At 53.8% G+C, this 23,630-nt stretch carries 17 protein-coding genes; 13 read left to right on the plus strand and 4 right to left on the minus strand.

What is annotated here, in order from left to right; genetic code table 11:
- Nucleotides 1-117: 117 nt before the first annotated feature.
- The 3 genes from BBD41_RS21775 to BBD41_RS21785 all read left to right on the plus strand — a co-directional run bounded on the left by BBD41_RS21775 (nucleotide 118) and on the right by BBD41_RS21785 (nucleotide 1,728).
- A complete protein-coding gene (locus BBD41_RS21775; protein WP_099478703.1) occupies nucleotides 118-639 on the plus strand; it encodes a GNAT family N-acetyltransferase in 522 nt (173 codons plus the stop codon).
- Between the two features lie 182 nt (nucleotides 640-821).
- On the plus strand, nucleotides 822-1,106 hold the full coding sequence (locus tag BBD41_RS21780) for an autorepressor SdpR family transcription factor (RefSeq protein ID WP_077567656.1): 285 nt from the start codon (nucleotides 822-824) through the stop codon (nucleotides 1,104-1,106).
- Nucleotides 1,090-1,728, plus strand: coding sequence for an SdpI family protein (locus tag BBD41_RS21785; protein ID WP_077567655.1), 639 nt, complete (start codon nucleotides 1,090-1,092; stop codon nucleotides 1,726-1,728). The genes BBD41_RS21780 and BBD41_RS21785 overlap by 17 nt, the downstream gene beginning before the upstream one ends.
- A gap of 132 nt (nucleotides 1,729-1,860) precedes the next feature.
- On the opposite strand, the gene BBD41_RS21790 is transcribed toward BBD41_RS21785, so the two are convergent.
- On the minus strand, nucleotides 1,861-2,853 hold the full coding sequence (locus BBD41_RS21790; RefSeq protein WP_099478705.1) for a glycoside hydrolase family 43 protein: 993 nt from the start codon (nucleotides 2,851-2,853) through the stop codon (nucleotides 1,861-1,863).
- 182 nt (nucleotides 2,854-3,035) lie between these two features.
- Nucleotides 3,036-4,391 (minus strand): magnesium transporter, encoded by a 1,356-nt coding sequence (gene mgtE / locus BBD41_RS21795; RefSeq protein WP_099478706.1) that lies wholly within the window; start codon nucleotides 4,389-4,391, stop codon nucleotides 3,036-3,038.
- Nucleotides 4,392-4,606: 215 nt separating this feature from the next.
- Here mgtE and BBD41_RS21800 point away from each other — a divergent pair, with 215 nt between their 5' ends.
- Both BBD41_RS21800 and BBD41_RS21805 read left to right on the plus strand, forming a co-directional pair.
- A complete protein-coding gene (locus BBD41_RS21800) occupies nucleotides 4,607-5,527 on the plus strand; it encodes an aldo/keto reductase (protein ID WP_099478707.1) in 921 nt (306 codons plus the stop codon).
- Between the two features lie 240 nt (nucleotides 5,528-5,767).
- Nucleotides 5,768-6,724, plus strand: a complete 957-nt coding sequence (locus tag BBD41_RS21805; RefSeq protein ID WP_077567652.1) for a 3'-5' exoribonuclease YhaM family protein — start codon at nucleotides 5,768-5,770, stop codon at nucleotides 6,722-6,724.
- A gap of 40 nt (nucleotides 6,725-6,764) precedes the next feature.
- Here BBD41_RS21805 and BBD41_RS21810 read toward each other — a convergent pair whose 3' ends face one another.
- Complete coding sequence (locus tag BBD41_RS21810; RefSeq protein WP_099478708.1) at nucleotides 6,765-8,252, minus strand: HAMP domain-containing sensor histidine kinase; 1,488 nt, start codon at nucleotides 8,250-8,252, stop codon at nucleotides 6,765-6,767.
- Nucleotides 8,249-8,947, minus strand: coding sequence for a response regulator transcription factor (locus tag BBD41_RS21815; RefSeq protein ID WP_099478709.1), 699 nt, complete (start codon nucleotides 8,945-8,947; stop codon nucleotides 8,249-8,251). The genes BBD41_RS21810 and BBD41_RS21815 overlap by 4 nt, the downstream gene beginning before the upstream one ends.
- A 193-nt stretch (nucleotides 8,948-9,140) precedes the next feature.
- Between BBD41_RS21815 and BBD41_RS21820 the strand changes: the two genes are divergently transcribed.
- The 8 genes from BBD41_RS21820 (at nucleotide 9,141) to BBD41_RS21855 (ending at nucleotide 23,586) form a co-directional block, all read left to right on the plus strand.
- Entirely contained in the window at nucleotides 9,141-10,370 is a 1,230-nt protein-coding gene (locus BBD41_RS21820) for a DUF418 domain-containing protein (protein WP_099478710.1), read from the plus strand.
- Nucleotides 10,371-10,669: 299 nt separating this feature from the next.
- A complete protein-coding gene (locus BBD41_RS21825) occupies nucleotides 10,670-12,961 on the plus strand; it encodes an AraC family transcriptional regulator (RefSeq protein ID WP_099478711.1) in 2,292 nt (763 codons plus the stop codon).
- Nucleotides 12,962-13,228: 267 nt separating this feature from the next.
- Nucleotides 13,229-14,857: an extracellular solute-binding protein gene (locus tag BBD41_RS21830; RefSeq protein WP_099480736.1), complete on the plus strand. Its 1,629-nt coding sequence runs from the start codon at nucleotides 13,229-13,231 to the stop codon at nucleotides 14,855-14,857.
- A gap of 86 nt (nucleotides 14,858-14,943) precedes the next feature.
- Nucleotides 14,944-15,897, plus strand: a complete 954-nt coding sequence (locus tag BBD41_RS21835) for an ABC transporter permease (RefSeq protein WP_077567647.1) — start codon at nucleotides 14,944-14,946, stop codon at nucleotides 15,895-15,897.
- Between the two features lie 15 nt (nucleotides 15,898-15,912).
- Complete coding sequence (locus BBD41_RS21840) at nucleotides 15,913-16,794, plus strand: carbohydrate ABC transporter permease (protein ID WP_077567646.1); 882 nt, start codon at nucleotides 15,913-15,915, stop codon at nucleotides 16,792-16,794.
- Nucleotides 16,795-16,807: 13 nt separating this feature from the next.
- On the plus strand, nucleotides 16,808-17,944 hold the full coding sequence (locus BBD41_RS21845; RefSeq protein WP_099478712.1) for a glycoside hydrolase family 88 protein: 1,137 nt from the start codon (nucleotides 16,808-16,810) through the stop codon (nucleotides 17,942-17,944).
- Nucleotides 17,925-19,583 carry a DUF4091 domain-containing protein gene (locus BBD41_RS21850; RefSeq protein ID WP_099478713.1) on the plus strand — a complete coding sequence of 553 codons (1,659 nt, stop codon included), beginning with the start codon at nucleotides 17,925-17,927 and terminating at the stop codon, nucleotides 19,581-19,583. The genes BBD41_RS21845 and BBD41_RS21850 overlap by 20 nt, the downstream gene beginning before the upstream one ends.
- 34 nt (nucleotides 19,584-19,617) lie before the next feature.
- Complete coding sequence (locus BBD41_RS21855) at nucleotides 19,618-23,586, plus strand: discoidin domain-containing protein (protein ID WP_077567643.1); 3,969 nt, start codon at nucleotides 19,618-19,620, stop codon at nucleotides 23,584-23,586.
- Nucleotides 23,587-23,630: the final 44 nt, after the last annotated feature.

Raw genomic sequence — 23,630 nt, forward strand, 5'->3', positions numbered from 1 at the left:
ATTCGTCCATTCATTAATACGACAGCCGTTCATTCATTCATTAATCCGACAGCAAATTGCTATCCTTGCCCAATGTTTAGTAAACTGATTGAAAAACCACGATAGTAGGTGCATGAAATGAGTATTGATATTCGAACTGGGCGCAGGGATGAGCTGCAAGAGATTATGGCGCTGATCGCCCGCTGCGTGAAAGTGATGCAGGCCGGCGGAAGCGATCAGTGGGACGAGCAGTATCCGAACCGGGACGTGATCGGGGAGGATCTCCAGCGGGGGACGCTGTTTGTAGCAGAAGGGAATGAGCGAATTCTCGGCATCGTTGTTCTGGATGAGCATCAGGATGAGCAGTACGGGAGGATCGATTGGAAGCAGAAGGAGGGGCCAAATCTGGTGATGCATCGGCTTGCCGTCGATCCACAGGCGCAAGGTCAAGGAGTTGCCCGCAAGCTGATTGAATTTGCCGAAAACTATGCGGTCCGAGAAGGATATGCCAGCATCCGGCTGGATACCTATAACAAAAATACGGCGGCATTGAAGCTGTATCGCGGGCTGGGCTACGAGGAGCGGGGCGAGGTGAATTATCCGGGCAAAGCGGCCAGCTTCCCGGTATTCGAGAAGGTATTTCCAGAGCGCGTGGAGTAGATTTATTCTATAATGATCAACAGCTAAGCGGGGTGCACGATTGGGGTGCGGCCCGTTTTTTTATGGGCAGCCTTAACTTATAAATTTAATTTAGAAAAATTTCTAAATAGATCTTGAAATCCGTCCTGAGCTGAGAGATAATGTATTTAGAAGAAATTCTAAATAGAAACAGGTGATGCATTTTGGGTTTTCCGGAAACCTTCAAGGCGCTGTCAGATCCCGTCAGGAGGGAAATTTTGATCATGCTCCGCAAAGGGAAGATGTCGGCAGGCGAAATCGGCCAGCACTTTGACATGACGGGCGCAACGATCTCGTATCATCTGTCCCAGCTGAAGAAGGCGGGGCTCATCTCGGAATCGAAATATAAAAACTATATTTACTATGAGATCAATGTTTCGGTTATTGAGGAAATCATGCTGTGGTTCTCACAGTTCAATGGAGGTAAAGAGGATGGAAAAAAACAATAAATCCGTGCTTATTCTGACCACGCTGCTGTGCTTGCTGCCAATCGTCTTGTCGGTCACGCTGTATGACCGGCTGCCGGATCGGGTGGCCATTCACTGGGATGCGGCCGGCAATCCCGACAATTACGCAACGAAGGCGGTTGCGGCCTTTGTTCTTCCGCTCATGATGGCTGTGCTGAACGTGATCGTAAACGTTGGGCTCAATCATGATCCGAAGCGGATGAATGCCGCACCTGCGTTAAGACTGTTCGGCTACTGGTCCATTCCCGTTCTGTCGTGTATCCTCACGCCTGTCACGTTATTTAAAGCGATGGGCGCCGATATTCCGATCGATACCTTCGTGCCCGTACTGGTGGGGCTGCTGTTTGTCATCATCGGAAACTACTTGCCGAAGAGCAAGCAGAATTATACCGTGGGAATCAAGCTTCCTTGGACCTTGAACAGTCAAGACAACTGGAATCGGACCCATCGCTTTGCAGGGTATGTGTGGATGGTGGGCGGATTGCTCCTGATGGCCGTGGCGTTCCTGGATATTCAGGGGATCTATGCGACATTGCCGATTATCGTGCTGATTGTCTTGGTACCGGCAATTTACTCTTTTTCCCTATATAAAAGAGGGGTGTAGAGAGAGGTATTTTAAAAGTAAATGGGATAAGTCCGGAATAACCGGGCTTATCCCATTTGTATTCCGCCGCATGACCGGCAAGCGTCAAACGGCTCGGTCGTTAATGGACGGAGCTCGCTCGTTCACCTGCGGTCAACGGCTTTCGTTACCGTAAGGCTCGATCGTTTGAATGGTTCCGTCCTCGTTGTACTTCAGCTCGGTGAACTTCACGCTGCGCTTATTGTCCGCACCGCCGGACAGGGAGCTGTCATGATAGAACAGGTACCATTTATCTTGAAATTCCACGATTGAATGATGGGTCGTCCAGCCGAGAACCGGCGTAAGGATCGTTCCTTTGTACTCGAACGGGCCAGTCGGGCTTTGGCTCGTCGCGTATACGATCTTGTGGGTGGAGCCTGTCGAATAGGACAAGTAATAAGTGCCGTTGTATTTATGCATCCACGGGCCTTCGAAATATCTGCGGTCTTCATCGCCTGCCGGAATCGGCTTCCCGTTCTCGTCAACGATTGAAATTTCCTGCGGCGCGGCTTTGAATGTCAGCATATCGTCGCTAAGCTCGGCCACGCGCGGTCCTAACGCCGGCGCATCGGCGGCCGGCCCTTCCGCATCCGGAACGAATGTGCCGGTCTGCCATTTCTCCAGCTGGCCGCCCCATAGACCTCCGAAATACATATAAGCCCGGTTGTCATCGTCCACGAATACGGCGGGATCAATGCTGAAGCTGCCCGGAATATAGTTCGGCTCCGGCGTAAACGGTCCGGAAGGGGAGGAGCTGGTGGCTACGCCGATCCGGAATATCCCCTCGTGATCCCTGGCCGGAAAGTATAAGTAATAGGTGTCGTTTTTGAATGCGGCATCCGGTGCCCACATCTGCTTTTGCGCCCAAGGCACATCCTTGACATGAAGAACCTCGCCGTGATCCACGCAAGGCGCATTCACATCCTCCAGCGAGAACACATGGTAGTCCTCCATATCGTATTGGTCACCGTTATCATTGGACGTATTGTCGTGATCGAGATCATGGGACGGATAAATATAAAGCTTCCCTTCAAACACATGGGCGGAAGGGTCGGCTGTGTAGATATGGGTTACGATCGGCTCGTTCGGCTGTACAGGCTTGGTCATTTGGACATCCTCCTTCATTTCATTGCATGTAAGCGTTTATATTTATTGTAGCAAAGCCGAAGGATCCAGAACACCTAAGAAAATTAGGTATTATACCTAAAAATTTTAGATCTTCTCGGAAGAAGGAGGAATCATCGTCCCGACCATTGGCGACGAGGCAGAATCCAATGGGAGGTTAATCTTTAAAGATAAGACAGAAACAGCGTGGCGATGCCAAAATAGATGATCAGGGACAAAATATCGTTAATCGTCGTAATCAGCGGGCCCGAGGCGACAGCCGGATCGACGCGGAGCTTGAACAGGATGAGCGGTATGACGGTTCCCGCCATGGTGCCGACGATGAGAGTGGCAATGAGCGAGCTGCCGACAACCAGTCCCAGATATAAATTTCCCTGCCAGATGTACGCGATCACTGCGATGAATATGCCGCAGATCACCCCGATCATCATGCCTACCTTCAGCTCACGGGCCAGCAGCCGGACGACAACCGGTCTGGACAGTTCCTTCGTTGCCAGGCCCCGAATGATGACGGCCAGCGACTGGGTTCCCGTGTTCCCGGTCATGCCGGCGATCATCGGCATGAAGAAGGCCAGGGCGACAACGTGTTCAAGGGTTTCCTCGAATACGGAAATGATCGTCCCCGAGATCAGTCCGATGAAGAGCAGCAGAATCAGCCAAGGCAATCGCCGCGCAGCCGCGATGACGGCCTTCGTATTGAAATCGATGGATTTGCTCCCTGTGGCATTCATCTTCTGAATGTCCTCGTCGGCTTCCCGGACAATGACATCGAGAATATCATCAACGGTAATGATTCCGACCAGCGTTCCGTCTGATTCAACGACCGGAATAGCTACAAGGTCATATTTTTGAATAAGCTGCGCAACCTCCTCCTGGTCTGCATCGACAGGCACGGACAGCACACGGCCGTTCATAATATCCACGATGGTTTCATCGGGGTCCGCCAGGATGAGGGAGCGGTAGGATACGACTCCCGCCAGTTTCCGCTCCTGATCGATCACATACAAATAGTTAATGGTTTCGGCAATGGAGACAAAGGCCTTCAGCTTCTGAACGACTTCGGAGACCGTATAGTGCTGGGGGATCCAAACATACCTGTTGGTCATAATGCGACCCGCTGTTTCCGGCGGGAATTTCATGATGTTCTGGACGAATTGCGACTCCTCGTCACGCATGCCCCTCATCAGCTCTTCTTTTTGCTCTTGTGACAGCTCACCCAGCAAGATGGCTAAATCATCATTGTCCATGAGATCCAGGATGATAGCGGTCTTCTCCTGATCCAATCTGCCCAGAACATCAATTTGCTGGTCGTGCTCCATTTCTTGGAGCATATCGGCAAGCTGATCCTCGTTCAGGAACTGCAGGAAGCGGGCTTGCTCCGTATCGCTGAGATGACTGTGGATTCTCGCCAGATCATATGGGAGAAACTCATCGATGATTCTCTGAAAATCAGTCGACGTATTGGCTTTCAGGCTCTCTTTAATTTCCGGTATCCATTGCTCCAAGGTTCGAGCATTCACAACAACTATTCCCCCTTTCCCTCCATCCGGATCATGATGCATTGATTACGTATTATAGGGTTCACCATCACGACTTGTTCTTAAACAGTCCAGGTCCAGCAACCGTCCAAAACAAAACAGGAAACTGGCAGGGAAGAGAATCTGCCAGCAGTTGCAAGCGATTTCAATTTCAAATAGAATATAGGCGCATGAATTAACGAGTAGGGGTGAGGAGATTGAAGTACAGACGTCTCGGCAAAACGGAACTGAAGGTATCGGTAGTCGGCGTGGGAACATGGCAATTTGGCGGTGATTGGGGAAAGGACTTCAACCAAAAGGAAGTCGACGCCATCTTAAACCGTGCGAAGGAGCTCGGCATTAACTTGCTGGATACCGCAGAATGTTACGGACCGCATCATATGTCCGAAAAATTTATCGGTGATTTCTTGTCGCGGGACCGCCGCGAGGATTGGGTGATCGCCTCCAAGTTCGGCCATAGATGGCATGAGCATTGGGAGGAAGCCTGGGATGCGGAGCAGATCCGGATTCAGCTCGAGGAATCCCTTAAAGCACTGCGTACGGATTACATCGACCTGTATCAATTTCACTCCGGCTCCGATGAAGTGTTCAACAATGACGACATGTGGACGATCCTGGACAAGCAGGTCCAGGCGGGAAAGATTCGTCATCTGGGTATTTCCATCGGAAGCAATACAAACCTGTATCAAACCGACAAGGCGACGGAGCTTAATGCCAAGGCTATTCAGGTCGTCTATAATCGTCTCGATCAAGCGCCGGAGGAAGAGGTCCTTCCTTCATGCTTGCGGCAGGATCTCGGGGTGTTGGCGAGAGTTCCGCTTGCAAGCGGGTACCTGAGCGGGAAGTACAAGCCGGGGACGGTATTCAGCGACAATGTGCGCAAGAACCGTGATCAGGACGAGATTAATGCCAAGCTGAAGCTTGTGGAAGAGATTCGCAGGAATGAAGTGCCGGAGGGCGTTCCAATGGCCGAGTGGGCATTGGCCTGGTGCTTGAAGCATCCGGCCGTCAGCTGTGTCATTCCCGGCTGCAAGAGCGTCGAGCAGGTTGAGATGAACGCGAGAGCGGCAGAGCTGGATATGGTCGGCGACGACCATCCCGGAGCGTGGAAATCATAATAGCGATAAATCGAATATGAATTACCGGGTCCGCCACGGTGTTATAAGTGACTTGTTGATGCGGTAGTAAGCAAGAAAAACACGCCTTTTCGGGCGTGTTTTTTGCTGGATTCATCCCCCGCAGCCCGTATATGATTTCTATCATTTTGAGGGGACTGGCTAGGATGATAGACGCTAACCGACAGATTTTGCTATAGTTATGTTATCTTATATAGCTCGAGATTTTCGGGGAGGAACCAGATGAAGCCCATTAATCAACTTAGCATACAAGACGAATTCGTTGGATTTTACTTATTGAAGGAGCTCAACCTCAGGCAAACGAACGGCACGCCGCCAAAGGACTATTTCGACATCATCCTGTCGGATTCGAGCGGCCAGATATCAGCCAAGTATTGGGACGTGTCGATTCAGGATAAAGAAACGTTCTTTCCAATGCAGCTGGTCAAAATCCGGGGAACCGTCCTAAGCTACCGGGATCAGCCACAGGTAAAAATCAGCCGGATCCGCAAAGCGACCGAAGAGGACGGGGTATCGATCACCGATTATGTCAGGGCTGCGCCCATTCGGCCCGTTGATTTACTGCATACGATCAAGCTGGCAATCCAGGATATTTCGAATCCGGAAGTCAAGCTGATCGTACAGTATTGCGTGGACAAGGTGGAGGAGAAGCTGATGCATTATCCTGCTGCCAAAACCTATCATCACGCCTATTTTGCCGGCTTGGCCTACCATATTGTGCGCATGCTCGAGATTGGCGATTTCATCTGCAGGCAGCGGCCTTTCCTGAAGCCGGATCTCATCAAGGCCGGCATCATTCTGCATGATATCGCGAAACCCGAAGAGATGATTGCACAGATGGGCGTCGTGACGGACTACAGCAATCAGGGCAAGCTGATCGGTCATATCGTCCTGGCATCCAACTGGATCGTCGAGGCCGCCATCGCGCATCATATTCCGCTTGAATCCGAGGTCGTACTTGGACTGCAGCATTTGGTCCTGTCGCATCATAATCTGGGAGAGTGGGGAAGCCCGGTTCAGCCGCAGACCGCCGAAGCGGTCGCGCTTCATCATATCGACCTGCTGGACGCCAAGCTGCAGATGGTAGAGGATGCGCTCGATACGACGGCCGAGAGCGAGCCGTGGACGCAGATGGTGCGGGGGCTGGACAATAAAGCGATCTATCGGCTTAAGGTCTAGTCAGTTCTCCAATTTGGACATCTCCTAAATCCGTGCGGATTTAGGAGATGTCCTTTTGCTGTACGCCGGAGGACTGCACTCCTCCGAGCGGCAGTGAGAAACGGATTACGGCTCCGCCGTTCACCCGGTTGCCGGCCGTGATAGTCCCGCCATGATGCCCAACCAGCAGCTTGGCGATATACAGGCCAAGCCCCGAGTGGCCCTTTAATCTGGCGGACCGGCCGGATCCTTGATAGAACGGCTTGAACGTCTGCTCCGGATTTTGCTCGGCGAATCCGGTGCCGTTATCCGCAACCTCCATGGTGATCTGCGTATCTGCAATTTCCACACGCCATAGGATGCTCCCGCTTTCAGGCGTATGCCGGATGCTGTTCCCGACCAGATTGTCCAGCACCTGGATGATCCGGCCGGGATCGAAGACGACGGGAAGCTTCTTGGCGGTCCGTTCATCCTGGAATTCCGTTCGAAATGAGATGTTCTTATGGCTGCACAGGGCCTCGTAATCAGCCTTTTTCTCATCCATGAATTCCCCGATGTCAAGCGCAACCGGGTTCAGGCGAAAGGATACCTGCTCCATTTCCGTGATCGCATTCATGTCTTGCAAAAGATTCGCAGCACGCGATGTATTGCGCTTGATCACCTGAACGTACCGGTTCCGCTTCTCCTCATGCTCCTCCCCAATCATCCGCTCCAGGTTTTCGGCGTGGCCCTGAATAATCGTCAGCGGCGTGCGCAGGTCGTGGGCCAGCGCGGCCAGCATCGTGCTTCGCTCCTGCTCCAATTGCCATTCCCGCTCGATGGAGCGGGCAAGCTCCCGGCGCATGTCCTCGAATGCGTGTGCCAGCTGGTTAACCTCGATCACTGAAGAGTCCCCGTCCATGGCGAATTGCAAATCGCGGGCCTTGATCCGTTCCGCTCCCTGAAGCAGCTGCTGAAGCGGCCCGCCGATGCGCCGGCTAAACCGCCGGCCGTACAGGTACGTGAAGATGGTGATGAATAGGAAAGGGGTCAGGAAAAAAACCAACATTCCAAGCGGAACGAACGGATTAAACGAGGGATCCGCCGCGCTTACCTTTAAGGAATAGCCGACCAGCAGCGCTCCGAGCAGCTCGCCACGGTCCGAAAGCACCGGAAGGTTCTGAATGATTTGGTTGACGCCGCTTTCCGTTTTATTCAATCGGGACACCAAGTCCTGCTGGCTGTGCTCCTCCTTCAGCGTAAGATTTCCGTATAATGGTTCGCCTGATATAGCCATGACCCTATAAGACAACCCCTCGGAAGGGATGAGTCGCTTAAGCTCAGCCTGTCCCTGACCGTTCATGATCGATTCGCCGTTCGTTCGCGCAAACTCAGAGATGGCAGGGATCTGTGCTTCATAGTGATTCGCCGGGAGCAGGACGCCTTGGTTGAATAAATAATTGAAGAGCAATACAAGCAGCCCCCATGCTGCAAGCGTCGCAAGCAAGCTGCATGTCAGGATGGAGGCGAAATGACGGGCGAACGTGCTCTTGATCGACCGCGCCTTCATGCTTTCACTTCCCATTTATAGCCGATGCCCCATACGGTCTGAATATAGGTTCTTTCTCCGGATACAGCGGCGAGCTTGGAGCGGATTTTTTTGACATGCTCCGTGATCGTGGCGTCATCGCCCTCAGCATCATATCCCCACAGCTTCTCGTAGATTTGCTCCCGCGTAAAAACCTGTCCCTGATGCATGGCGAGGAGCTCAAGAATCATGAATTCCTTGTTTGTCAAAACGATCTCCTGTCCGCGGCAGGTTACGGTGCGGCCGAGGCAATCGACCGTTAAAGGCGGAAAGCGGAGGATGCCCTGCTCCTTCTGCGTGCGGATCCGCTGCTCCCGGCGGAGATGGGCGTGAACTCTCGCCTTCAGCTCAGCAAGGCTGAACGGCTTCAGTAAATAATCGTCCCCTCCGGCTGCCAAGCCCCGAATGCGGTCTACCTCGCTTTGGCTTGCGCTCAAAAAGACGATCGGGCAGGTCATCGTTTCCCGGAGCACGCGGCATACTTCAAAGCCGTTCATATTGGGCATCATCACGTCCAGGATGATCAGGGAGGGCTCAAGCTTACATTGGGCGAGCGCTTCGTGCCCGTTCACTGCAGTCAGCACATGGTAGCCGTCGAGTTCAAGCGCGTCGCGTATAAATGAAACGATGTCCTCTTCGTCGTCGATAAGCAGAATCGTCTCGTTTAATCCGTTCATGTTGTTGTTTTCCTCCAATCGCTAGACTTGCGAGAATCAGGATCTTCATAGTCTATATGGATTTTCTAAAGAAAGAATAAAGAATACCCCGCCGGTTGAACAAAAACATAGATCCGGCAACAGAATAGCGGACTTTATAGATTCTTTATCATTGTACATTAACCTTGGAATACATGGGTAAGGAGGGAAATGAATGGACAAGAATTCGCAACAACGCTTGACGATGATCGACAGTTTGCGAGGGTTGGCATTAGTGGGCATATTTTTAGTCAATATTACGTTCTTTACGACCTCGCTGCAGACGATCTCCTTCGGCATCGAATTATGGAACGGATGGCTGGATCAAGGACTGATGCTGCTGCGCGGCATTGTGATCGACGGGAAGTTCATCTTGATTTTTTCTTTTCTGTTCGGCTTCGGCATGGTGCTAATGCAGGAGAGCAGCCGGAGAAAAGGAAGCCGCTTCCATCGATTGTACATCCGCAGGCTGTTGGCCCTGCTGGCGTTCGGGCTGCTGCACGGCCTGCTGATCTGGTACGGCGACATCCTGACACATTACGCCATTCTGGGATTTGCGCTGCTGCTGTTTCAGCGCTGCAAGCCGCCTACGCTGCTGATCTGGTCGGCGGCGCTGCTCCTGATCGTTCCTGTCCTGCTGACGGGAGCCAGCCTGCTGTCGCCCGGCAACGGAAGCCAAGCATTCGAGCCGATTAGCCAGGCGGATGCCCATCGGATAGGGATTTACTTTCAAGAACGCGATGCGGCCATTTACGGCGAGGGTACGTTTCTTCAGATCACGGTTCAACGCATCAACGATTACATCGCCTCGTTGTTCAACATGCTCGTCTTTTATCCGCAAATTCTCGGGATGTTTCTGCTGGGTGCTTACTTCTGCAAACAGCGGATTCTTCATGATCCGAACGGAAACCGTAAGATTATAGCAAGACTGATTTGGCTTGGGGCGCTCATCGGCCTTCCGCTTCAAGTGATGATGTCGCTGGCGAAAGGGCTTCCGTCCTGGGTCGAAGCGGCCTCCCTGTTCGTGGGGGCGCCGCTGGTGGCGCTGGCCTATATCGGTGCATTCGCACTTTTATACCAGAAAAGAGGCTGGAGCAACAAACTGCGCATCCTGTCCCATCCCGGAAAAATGGCCTTCACTAATTATTTGCTTCAATCCGTTATCTGCGGATTGATCTTCTACGGCTACGGCTTTGGCTGGTTCGGCAAAGTGCCGCCGGCTATGCAAATGCTGCTGGTTATCGTCATCTTCACGCTGCAAACCGTATTCAGTATAGTATGGCTAAGACGGTTTCCAATCGGGCCATTGGAATATGTGTGGCGGCTGTTCACATATTGGGGGAGCCCTGTAAAGCGGAGCGGGCAAGACGTATCGCATCCCCGGCAGCAACGCGGCACCTTATAAATTCTTTAACAGGGTTATTTTACGACTCCTCGTCCCTCGCGGCGGGAGTCTCTTTTTTTGACCATACGAAACTAAAGAGGGGGGCCAATGAAGTCTTCATGGCTTCGAAGCGGTTTGGCTCCCGCTTTTATTTGCTAATAGGAACAAAGGGGAGCCGTATACAGGACAGAAGGCTCGTTTAAACATGAAAAACGCATTATATAATTTGAAAGTGCACTATCAATATTTAAGATTGGTTGTGCGATCTTGAAAGGATTGCGTTATGATGCTAGGTATAACACGATGGAGGTGGATGGGATATGGCAGGATCGGCAATGATGCGGGACAGACGATTCATGCGCAGAAGAGTGTTTATGACTTTGCTGCTGTCGTACTTATTGATCTTGCTTTTTCCGGGGCTTGTTTTTGCCGCAGTCTATAATCGAATCGAGAGCGTCATGGTAGATAACGCCAATAAGCTGAACCAGGCTTTGATTCAGCAGGCGCAGCAGATTGTTGACAGCAAACTAGAGGAGATGTACCAGCTTTCACGCAACATTACGTCCCATCCAGATATGAAAGCGCTTTTAAGCGTGGATGGCATCACGAACGGCAAGGAGAACTATGCCTTCTACAATTTCATGGAGGAAATACAGCGGTACAAAAACAACAACAGCTTTGTCCGCGAGCTGTACATCTACTTCCGGAACAGCGACATCGTCCTGACGCCGGGGCTGAAAACGAATGCCCAATTGTTCTATTCGAGCCTGTATGCATACAATGGCATGACGTATGAGCAGTGGAAGGACCAAATATTGAATGCTCCTCATTATAATTCGTTTCTGCCGGTGGAACCCATCGGCCGGCCCGATGACAAAACGGAAATGCTGACCTACGTTCACTCGTTGCCGTCGGGGGAGAGACGCGCTCCCGAAGGCGCTTTGGTGATGTTAATCGATAAACGGCAGATACATACGTGGCTGGAGGAAATCACCCGGTCGAATCAAGGGACGATCTATATTAAGAACGCCGAAGGTCAGGTTTTGCTGCATACGGGAAGCGGCGAGAGCCTTATGACGATGCAGGAGGGGAGTCCGAGCACGATCAGCGTGTCGGCACATTCCGCCCGCAGCGGGTGGGAGTATGTGTCCGCTGTGCCGGATGAGGTATTTTGGGGAAAGGTAGGAACCGTCAAAAGCTGGGCGCTCAGCGTGCTGTTCATTTATTTAGTCGGGGGGATCGGCGCCTGCGCGTTCTTAACCTATCGGGCGTATCAGCCGGTGCGGGATATCATCCGATTGATTTCGGAAAAAAAGCAGCCGAACCCATCCGCTTACGGCAACGAATACGAATTCATCAAGACCGCCGTGAAGGACGCTTTTGTCCAGAAGGATGCAATAAACGACAGGCTCAAGGAGCAGAAGCCAGTCATCCGCTCCCACTTCCTGCAGCGGCTGCTGAAAGGTCATGTGGATGCCCAAGCGGTATCGGACCAGTCGCTGGAATTCATGGAGATCGAGTTCAGGCATGCTTACTTTGGCGTGGCGTTGATCAAGCTGTGCGGCATGGGGGCGGAGGAACAGGAGAAGACGGAGAGGGTCTGGGCGATCATGCGGTTTCTGACAGGGAAGCTCGTGGAAGACCACCCGCTGTACTGCTTTCATTGCGTGGAGCTGGACAAGGATCTGGTTGCCGTCATACTCAATGTTTCCGAGAAGGATCACCAACATAAAGCTTCGCTGTACGAATGGCTGGGGAAAATCCAGGAATTGATCAGCGGGCAGTTCGAGACCGGCGTAATCGTTGCCTTGAGCGATCTTCACTCGGGCATGGAACAGGTACCCGTATGTATGGACGAAAGCATGAAAGCACTGGATTATTCCATTTTCACGGAGAACCGGTCCGTGCTCGTCTATGATGATATGAAGCACAGGTCGGGACTGGTCTACGATTTCCCGGTGGACACCGAGGTTCAGATCATTCATGCGGTGAAGAACGGGGAAACGGAAAAGGTCGAGCAGCTGATCGGAAACCTATATCGCAGCAATTTAGAGATGGAGCATAAGGAGCCGGAGCTGGCGAGGCTGCTGTTCGCCAATCTGCTCAGCACGCTGCTGAAGCTTTTGAACGCCCTGAATCTAAAATACGAGGATCTGTTCGAACCCGGGTTGAAACCGCTGGAGGTCATCAACAAAGCGGATAGCGTCGAGGATATGTATGCCTTTGTGTCGTCGCTCTTTCAACAGGTTTGCGAGCAGGTGCGAAAGAAACGTATAAACAATGCATCGGCGGTCGTGGATAAGGCCAAGGCCTATTTGGAGCAGAACGCGGATGACGCCATGCTGAGCCTGGCCGCGGTTGCGGAGCATTTTCAAATTACGCCGCAGTATCTGTCCGGGCTGTTCAAGAAGAGCAGCGGCATGAACATGTCGGACTATCTCGCCCAGATCCGCATTCGAAAGGCCAAGGAGCTGATGAGCGACCCGGATATTACCATATCCCAAATCGCCCGCCTCGTCGGATACAACAATGATGTCGGATTCATACGCGTATTTAAAAAGCATGAAGGAATCACGCCGGGTAAATACAAAACATTGGTTGAAAACAAGTAGTTGTTTCACAGCTGCTTGTTTTCTGTTTATGAGCTCCAAGTTGTTATATATAAGTTAATAAAGATTACATATCGTGAAGGTTATTGTGAAATTTCGTTAAAATTGTAAACAAAACATTAAAAATTAGGTCTTTATTCTGAAGAAATGTAAACGCTATAAGAAATTTTGGCAATATACGAAAGCGTCGCCATTCCTTAAAATTCAAGGGGAACCCGATAAGGGGAGCGATATTCGCAGGATGAACAACGAGGAGGGGGAATGGTTAAAATGAAAAATCGCAATGTCATGTTTGTTTCCTTAATAATGTCATTTGTATTGGCATTAACGGGCTGCAGCGGAGGCGGAGGCAAAGCCGCTTCCGACCAAAACGGCGAAGCCGATCCGGCCAAGACGCAGCAGGAAGGGACACCGAAGGAGGTGGGCTATCCGGAAAGTCTGACGTATTGGGTAACGTTGAATTCCAACGCTTCCGCAACCCTTCAAAATGCCGGTGAGATCAAGGCATATCAAAAGCTGGAGGAAATTACGGGAACCAAGGTGCAGTTCCAGCACCCTCCGGCAGGCTCGGAGCAGGACTCCTTCAACATCATGGTATCGTCCGGCGATCTGCCCGACGTGATCGAGCACAACTGGTCCGCCGTTTCGGGCGGTCCCGACAAGCTGATTGGAGACGGCACCCTGATTCGCCTCAATGAGCTTATTGATCAGCATGCCCCGAATTTAAAAAAGGTGCTCGACGAAAATCCGGAGTATCGCAAAATGATTACTTCGGACGACGGAAATATATACGTGTTTCCGTTTCTGCGGGGCGACGACTACCTGTTGACCTACAACGGCCTGATCATCCGCCAGGATTGGCTGGACAAGCTGGGACTCGGCATGCCGGAAACGATCGAAGAGTGGCATACGGTCCTGACCGCTTTCAAGAACGACGATCCGAACGGGAACGGACAGGCCGATGAAATCCCGCTTCGCCTGGATCCGGGGCAGCTCTCTATGAATAAGGCGTTTCTGGGGGCATGGGGGATCACCGACTCCTTTTACCAAGTGGACGGGGTCGTAAAATATGGTCCGATCCAGCCGGAATTCAAGGAATTTTTGCAAACGATGAGCCAGTGGTATGCCGAAGGCCTGATCGACCCGGATTATCTCTCCGGAGACTCCAATCTGTGGGACGCCAAAATTACGAACAACACGCTGGGCGCCTTCACCGGCTATACGGGCAGCGGCATCGGCCGCTATCTGCAGATGATGGAAGGGAAGGGCGGCAGCTTTGATCTTGCCGGCGCGCCGAACGTGGCCTTGAAGAAGGGGGAGACGCCGCCGCTGGGCCAGAAGGATTCTCCGTTTACGGGGTACGGCGCCGCCATCACATCCAAAAACCAGAACCCGGAGGCCACCGTCAAATGGCTTGATTACAAATACGGGGAGGAAGGATCACTGCTGTTCAACTTCGGCATCGAGGGAGAAAGCTACGAGATGGTTGACGGGTACCCGACGTATACCGAGCAAATCACGAAAAACGACAGTCTTCCGATTGCGCAGGCCTTGGCGCAGTATGCGATGGCCGGATACTCCGGTCCGTTCGTCCAGGATCGCAGGTATATGGAGCAGTATTCCTCGCTGCCGCAGCAAGCGTCGGCCATCGAAGCCTGGATGAATGCCAAGAACGACCGCTTGATGCCGGTCATTTCTCCGAATGAAGAGGAATCGGCCCGGTACGCATCCATCATGAACGATGTGAAAACCTACTACGACGAAATGCTGAACAAATTTATCATGGGCGTGGAGCCGATCGACCAATTCGAAGCCTTCGTCGAAACGATTAAAGGCATGGGAATCGAAGAGGCCGTCGCCATTCAGCAGGCCGCGCTGGACCGCTATAACAGCCGTTAACAATGGCTTGTTTTAATCAAGAAGCCGGGACCGCCGATATATGGGTTCCGGTCAACCTTAGTAAATAGCATAAAGGAGGGACAGCTGTGGAGTTAGGCAGGAAGGATGCAGCATCCGCCCGAATCAGCCAACCCTTCGGCGTGAGAGTCAGGAAGGATTTCCGGCGCAACCGGTTGATTTATCTCATGCTGCTGCCCGTCGTGGCTTTTTATGCCATCTTTCATTACGGGCCGCTGTACGGGCTTCAGATCGCCTTCAAGAACTTTTCTCCGGGCAAAGGCATCTGGCATAGCGAGTGGGTAGGCTTTCAGCATTTTCAGGACTTTTTCACCGGTTTTTTCTTTGAGCGGGTATTGCGAAATACGGTATTACTCGGCTTGTATGACCTGATCTTCGTGTTTCCCGCCTCCATCCTATTGGCGCTTATGCTGAATGAAGTGCGGAGCCGCTTCTTTAAGCGGACCGTGCAATCCATCACGTATATCCCCCATTTCATATCCGTCGTGGTCGTGGTGGGGATGATGGTCGATTTCATGTCGACGGACGGACTGATCAATCAGATCATCCAGTTCTTTGGAGGGAAAGGGATACCGTTTCTGCGGCTCCCGGAATGGTTCCGGACGCTCTTTACGACTTCGGCGATTTGGCAGGGCGTCGGTTGGGGCTCGATCATATATCTGGCGGCAATCTCGAACATCGACCCTTCGCTTTACGAGGCGGCTAAAGTGGACGGAGCCGGCCGCTGGAAGCAGATGCTCCGCATTACGCTGCCCGGCATCATGCCGACGGTGATCATTTTGTTCATCTTGCGGATCGGCAGCTTCATGGTGCTGCAGGATGAGAAGATTCTGCTGATGTACAATCCGTCTACGTACGAAACGGCGGATGTCATCGGCACATACGTGTACCGCAAGGGGATATTGGAGGCGAGCTACAGCTACGCCGCAGCCGTGGGCATGTTTAATTCGCTCATTAACATGGCGCTGCTGCTGGGAGCGAATTATATCAGCAAACGCTATTCCGATACGAAGCTGTGGTAGAAGGGGGCAGACAGCATGGTGCATAAAAAAAGCTTTGGCGAGCATGCGTTTGATATAACCAATGTCGTTCTGCTGTTCACCTTGTCGGCCGTTACGCTGTACCCGATCGTTTACGTGCTGTTCGCTTCGATCAGCGATCCGAACCAGTTCGTGCAGCACCGGGGGATTTTGTGGTGGCCGGCCGGATTTTCCTTGGATTCCTACAAAATGGTGTTTGAGAATCCGAACATTCTAAACAGTTATCTGAACACGTTGTTCTATGTCATCGCAGGAACGACGCTTAATATGGTGATGACTGCGCTCGGGGCTTACGGGCTATCACGCCGGAACGTGATGTGGGGCAGCTTGATCATGATTTTGATCGTGTTGACGATGTTCTTTGACGGTGGCCTCATTCCCAAGTATTTGATCGTTCAAGGACTGGGCTTGACGGATACCTATTTGGCATTAATTATCCCGAGTGCCATGACCACCTGGAATTTGATTGTAATGCGGACCGCTTTCCAAAGCGTGCCGGTATCGCTAGAAGAGGCGGCCCGCATCGACGGGGCCAATGACTGGACGATTCTATGCCGGGTTGTCATCCCGCTGTCGATGCCGGTGATGGCCGTCATGATTCTGTTCTATGGCGTGTGGCATTGGAATAAGTGGTTTGATGCACTCATCTATTTGAGAGATCGGGATTTGTTTCCGCTTCAGCTCATTTTGCGGGAGATACTGGTCCAGAACGATACGAACAGCATGATGACCTCGGTTGGCGGGGGAGACCGAATGCCCGTGGCGCAGACGATCAAGTATGCAACCGTAATGGTTGCAACGCTGCCGATCCTGTTCTTGTATCCGTTTTTGCAGAAATATTTCGTCAAAGGCGTCATGGTCGGCGCGATCAAGGAATAGGAGGGGAAACGGCATGTGGGAGCAGGCTATGGAGGACGCATGGAAGAAGACGCTTGGCAGCCTTCGTCGTGCCCCCGGCTTGTTCCCCCACATTACCTCGGACAAGAGGTATGAATGGGGGGAGAACCGGGATTGGATCGAGGGATTTTATACCGGGATGACCTGGCTCTGCTACGAGTACACCGGGAAAGAAGAGTTCAGGGAAGCGGCGCTTATGCAGGTGGAGAGCTTTCGGGAACGGCTGCATGTGACCCGCCGGAACTTGGATCATCATGACATCGGGTTTTTGTATCAGCCCTCCGCCGTGGCGGCATGGATCATCGACCGGGACGAGGCTGCCAGAACGCTCGCGCTGGAGGCGGCGGAGCAATTGATGCTTCGCTGGCGCCCCGAAGGACGTTACCTGCAGGCATGGGGACCGAAAGGCGACCCGCAAAACGGCGGGCGAATCATCATCGACTGCATGATGAATCTGCCGCTGCTGTACTGGGCTTTCGAGCAGACCGGCGACATGCGGTACCGTGAGGCCGCGGAGCACCAGGCGGACAAAAGCCGCCGCTACCTGATGCGGGGGGATGATTCGTCGTATCATACGTTTTATTTCCGGGAGGAGAGCGGGATTCCGATCGGAGGCGGAACGCATCAGGGGTATCATGACGGATCCACCTGGTCCAGGGGACAGGCGTGGGCCGTGTACGGGTTCGCGTTATCCTACCGCTATACCCGCAATCCAGACTATCTTGAGACCGCGATAAGAGCCGCCCGGTATTTTATCGGACGCCTTCCGTCGGATGGAATTCCATACTGGGATTTTGACGCGGAGATCGCGGATGAGACGCCTCGGGACAGCTCGGCGTCAGCCATTGCCGTCTGCGGCATGCTGGAAATCCGCTCGCTGCTGGAAGAAGACGACCCGATCGGGTCCGAGCTCGGTTCCGCGGCCGATCGTCTGCTGAAAGCGCTGGTGGAACGCTGCGCAACCCTGGATGACGACGGTGCGGAAGGTCTGTTGAAGCACGGATCGTACCATGTGCGGGGAGGGAGAGGTCCTGATGATTATATGATTTGGGGCGATTATTTTTATCTGGAAGCGCTGATGCGCAGCATCAAAGGGAAAGCGGGGTACTGGTATGAACGACAGCGGGCTTGAGACCCGGGCGCTGAGTTCGTTGTCCAAAGTGTTTGCGGATTCGGAATTAAATGATCCGCCATATCGACGGACAAGCGCCTTGCGGCGGGAAATCGTAGCCTTTCAAACCGCCTATCGCACAAGAGAGAGGCAGAGGGATATGCGCGTGGAAGCAAAGGCCCCCGAAGGGTTATCTGTATCGGTCTATTCGGTCGGGCTGGTCCCGTCCGAATTTCCGATTTATCCGGACCATGACGGGCATATCCTGCGGTCGACTCCGGGGCTCTACCCCGATCCGTTATACCCGCTGGATCCGGAGAATAGGGTTCATTCCCCGGGAAATCAGTGGCGGTCCGTATGGTTGGAGGTTCAGGTGACGGAGCGGGCCGAGCCCGGCATTCATGCCATCGAGGTCATTTTTTATTCCCAGCATGGGGATGAGCTTGGGGGGGAACGGTTTGAAGTGGATGTGATCCCGGCTTCCCTGCCGAAGCAGCAGCTGATCCGGACGGAATGGTTCCACTGTGACGGTCTGGCACAATTTTACGGGGTGGAGGTGTTTTCGGAGGAGCATTGGCGCTTGATTGAGCGGTACGTCGAGACTGCGGCGGAGCATGGCATCAATATGCTGCTAACTCCGCTGTTCACGCCGCCGCTGGACACCGCCGTAGGAGGAGAGCGGCTGACGGTCCAGCTTGTGGATGTGGAGAAGTCCGGTGACGGATATGCTTTCGGCTTCGATAAGCTGGAGCGCTGGATCAAGATGGGGCTGCGGCTTGGCATCGAATATTTCGAATTTTCGCATTTGTTTACCCAGTGGGGAGCAGCTCATGCGCCGAAAATCATGGTTCGGGAGGACGGGGAGACGAAGCGCCTCTTTGGCTGGGACACGGATGCGCTTGGGGCGGAGTATCGGGAATTCCTAACCCGGTTCTTGAAGGAGCTTGTGCAGCTGATCCGAGTGCTTGGCATTGAGGACAGGATATTCTTCCATGTATCGGACGAGCCCCATTTAGAGCACTTGGAAACTTACCGGAAAGCGGCGGAAATGATGGATGAAGCGGTGGGAGATTATCCCCGGATCGACGCATTGTCCGATTATGCATTTTATAAGGAGGGGCTGGTCCCGAATCCGATTCCGGCGACGGACAAGCTTCAGCCGTTTCTGGAATCCGGCGTTGCCCCCCTGTGGACCTATTATTGCTGCAGCCAATATAAACAGGTGGCAAACCGCTTCTTCACCTTTCCGTCCGAGCGGAACCGCATCCTCGGGCTGCAGCTGTATAAGTACCGGATTAAGGGCTTCCTTCATTGGGGCTTTAATTTCTGGAACTCCCAATATTCGAAGCGGCCGGTGAACCCCTATCTGACCACCGATGCGGATATCGGCTATCCATCCGGCGATGCCTTTCTGGTATATCCGGGCGAGGACGGTCCCGTATGCTCTTTACGGATAAAGGTATTCCGCGAAGCGCTGCAGGATCTCAGGGCGCTTGAGCTGCTGGAGCAAACCATCGGGAGGGACGAAGTTCTTAACATGATTGAGGGGGCGCTCGAGGCGCCGCTGTCCTTTGAGCAATATCCGCGGGATGCGGGATGGCTGCTGGATATAAGAAGTACGCTTAACGAGCAGATCAAAGCAAGCATGATGGAACGATAAACCCGAAGTGAATCCTTGAGAGAGGGAGGAATGGATGATGAGCTTCAACTTCAAGCGCTGGCTGTCCATGGTTCTGGTCATCGCGCTTACGGCGGGGGTGTTTCCTGCGGCGGGAAGGCCTGCTTCGGCTCAGGGGGCCGTACCGGCCGGCAATTTGCTAATGAATTCGGACTTTGAAGCCGTAACGGCCAAGTCCACTTGGCTGAACCAGGTCGCGCCGGAGCATGTCAGCGAATGGAGGGCGGCCGGAAACCCGGTGTTTGCGGTGGATCAGGACGTGTATTATAGCGGGAGCCGCTCGGTTTCCATTTCCGGCACCGCTTCCGGCACCGACCGGGGAGCGATTACGCTGCCTGCGGCAGGGATTGAAGCCGGCAAAAGCTACTTGCTCACCGGCATGTATAAGCTCGAGCAGGTGACGGATCAGGTCGTGGTACGCTTTCAGTACAAGCGGAACGGCTCGAGCAGCATCAGCTATGCGGTCCAAGGGCAGAAGGGAACCCGGGATTGGACCCGCTTCAGCCATGTCATCCATGTCGCTTCCGATATGGATGCGAGCCCGCAGGGAAAGGTGGAGGCGTTTCTGGAAAAATCGGCGGGCACAGTATGGTTCGACCAGCTTTCCCTTCGGGAATATGTCCCGCTTGAGGAATTTACGCTCGATCCGCAGATCATCAGCTTGAGAGCGGGCGAAGCCGGACGCATTCAGGCATCCTTTGCACCGGAGAATGCGTCCGATACCTTCCTGGAGTGGAGCTCCTCCAACACGGTCGCGGCATCGGTGTATCAGACGGGAGAAGTAACGGCGCATCATGCGGGTTATTCGGTCATTTCCGCCGCCTCCCACTCGTCGGGCATAACGAGGCAGGCCGTGGTCACGGTAGACACTCCGCCAGGCTTGGCCGCCGAGCCCTATGCGGGCAACGTGAATGAAAACGGCGTCTTGGACGGGCAGCTGACCGCTGCGGACAGCTCCGGCACCTCCGGCGGCTCCGTTTCTTTTGAGCTGGCCGCTGCGCCCCGCCACGGCACGGTAAGCGTCTCTTCCGACGGTTCGTTCCGCTATTACCCGAACCGGGATTACGCCGGCCCGGATTCCTTCCTGTTTGTGGCTAACGGCACGGAGGGAGGGCCTGCCGCTGCGGCGGCCATGATCGAGGTGCTGCCGAAGGACGGGCCGCCCGTGCTTGACCTCCTGTGGTACTCCACCGGGAAGAACACGCCATTAGAAGGGCGGATAGGCCGTCTGCTCTCGGAGGAGGCGGTGGAGTGGACGCTGGCCGGCGCTCCGCGCGGCGAGATGTCCCTCGCTTCGGACGGTTCGTTTACTTATACGCCTGCCTCGAATGATGTGGGCTACGATTCATTTGAAGTGACGGCGACGACGGCGTCGGGCAAATCGGCTGCGGGCAAGGCCTATATCTTTGTTATACCGGATGAGACAGACTTGATGGAGAAGCTTGCATCCAGCCGCAACGAAGGCGTCCATCCGCGCGTTCTGGCGAATGCGGAGGATTTTTCTCTGACCCGCAGCCTGATCGGCAAGGATGAATACGTCACGGCTTGGTTTGAGCAGCTGAAGCGGGAAACAGATCGGCTGCTGGATGCGGAGCCGTACGGTTATCTTCCGAACGGGGGGAGCAACAGCAATGTGCGGGATTTACTGATCCGTACGGCGATGATGTACCGGCTAACCGGGGATGAGGTTTACGCACAGCGGGCCGTGCAGGAACTTGAATCCGCCGCGGCGTTCCCGGATTGGGGAGGCCGCTATAACAATATGCTCTCCTTAACGTATATGACGCTGGGATTTACGTTCGCTTACGACTGGCTGTACGACGCCATGACGGAACAACAGCGGAGCATGGTCCGGGAGGCGGTCATGAAGCATGCGTTCAGTCACGCGCTCTCCTGGTACCGTGGGGAATTCACCCATAACGGGGAGTTCAACAACATCAATTTCGTGGATAACGGCAGCTTTGCCGTTGCGGCGCTAGCCATGCTCGGCGATGACGAGAAAGCGACTCAAGCCGGACTGGAAATTCTCCGGGGGTCCTACGGAAAGCTGCAGAATACGCTTCGATTCTTCGCGGAGGACGGCTCATGGCCTGAAGGGCCGCATTATTGGCAGTACGGTACCGAGTTCCTTATTTATAAGATTGCTGCAATGCATAATACGCTCGGAACCGACTATGGTTTGGCGGAGCTGAAGGGCGTGAAGGCATCGGGGGAATATCCGCTGCATTTATGGGGGCCGGGAGGATTTTTTAACTTTTACGATTCGGCAACGCCGAACGTGCATCCCCAAACGCTCTGGATGGCCGATTTCTACGATCAGCCGCATTACGCCTGGTATGCGGGAGAGCTGACCCGGCGGGAAGGGGCTTTTTCCCCGTACTATCTGCTGTTCTACCGCCCGGGCATGTTTGACGAGCAGCCGGCAGGGCTGGACCGGGTATTTACCGGAATCGAATCGATATCCATGCGCAGCGGCTGGTCCAATCTGAACGATGCGTATGCCTCGATTAAGGGGTTTAACGATACGCTGCTCAGCCATATCGATATGGACGCCGGCACCTTCGTATTTGATGCCTTGGGAGAACGCTGGGCAACCGATCTGGGGATGGAGAATTACAGTCTCCCCGGCTTCTGGGATTATGCCGGCGGTCAACGCTGGACTTATTACCGCAAAGGTGCGCAGGGGCAGAACGTCATGGTCATCAATCCGCGAGCAAACCCTGTGTTTATGCAGGATTACGACGCCAAGGCACCGCTTGTCCGGAGCGAATCCAAGCCTCGCGGCGCATTTGGCGTGATCGACCTGACCGAGCGGTATCCGAAGGATGCATGGTCCTACAAGCGGGGATTGATGCTGACCGGCGATCGCGAGCAACTGATTGTTCAAGACGAGTTCGAGCTCAAGTCGCCGTCCGAGCTGTATTGGTTCATGCACACGGAAGCCGAGATCGATGTGCTCGGCAGCGGACAAGAGGCCGTGTTGACACAGAACGATAAGAAATTGTACGTGCGGATGCTGGACGCTCCGGAGGGAGCGGCGTTTCGTGCGATGAAGGCTGAGCCGCTGGAAGGGACGCCGAATCCTTCGGGGCAAACCGTCAATCACGGCATCCGGAAGCTGGCCGTTCATATGGAGGGCGTGACCGGAGGACGTCTGTCCCTGTGGATGGTTCCGCTGACAGCCTCGGCACCGCTGCCGGAAGGGTCTCCGGACGTCCGCAGCCTCGATGATTGGACGATCCCGGATGGTCCGCTGCCGGAGAAGGTTCCGCTGCCTGAAGCCGAATCCATCCTCGTGGACGGGGTCCCTCTTGCCGGATTTGACCCGCAGCGCACATATTACGAATGGACAGTGCCGTACGGGGAGCGGTCGAAGGTGCCGAAGGTCGAGGCGGTGTCCGGTCATGAGGTTTCGGTCCAGACGGCTGAAAGTATTCCGGGAAAAACCTATATTGACGTGACCGATCCGTCGAGGCCGGAAGTGAGCAACCGATATACGATTGCCTTTACGGTCGGACCTTTGATCGGCGATCCCCCTCCGGGCTTCCGTCTGCCGGTCCGGGAGGTCACGGCCAGCGCAGTCCCGCAGGCGAACCAAGGCCATACGCCCGATAAAACGCTGGACGGAGACATGATTACCCGCTGGACCTCGGAGGGACCGCAGTGGATTCAGTATGACCTTGGGGAGTCCAAGCAGGTTGGAGCGGTATCGATCGCGTTTTTCAGCGGAAATACGAGAAAGTCCTATTTCACTATCGATGTTTCCGTCGATGGTGCTCATTGGGAGCGGGTGTATGCCGAGGGGATCAGCTCGGGACTGACGGCCGAACCGGAGGTGTTCCTTTTTCCGGAAGTCACCGCGAGGTATATCCGCATTAACGGCACGGGCAATACCTCGAATCAATGGAATAATTACGCGGAGGTCGGCATATTCAAGCCGATGAGGGGAAACGCGGAGAACAGCATTTTACGTGATGCAGGTTAAGGAAGCATCCATAGCCTGTCAATCGAAAAGGAGCGTAGTCGAAA

Source organism: Paenibacillus ihbetae, assembly GCF_002741055.1.
GTDB lineage: Bacteria > Bacillota > Bacilli > Paenibacillales > Paenibacillaceae > Paenibacillus_AQ > Paenibacillus_AQ ihbetae.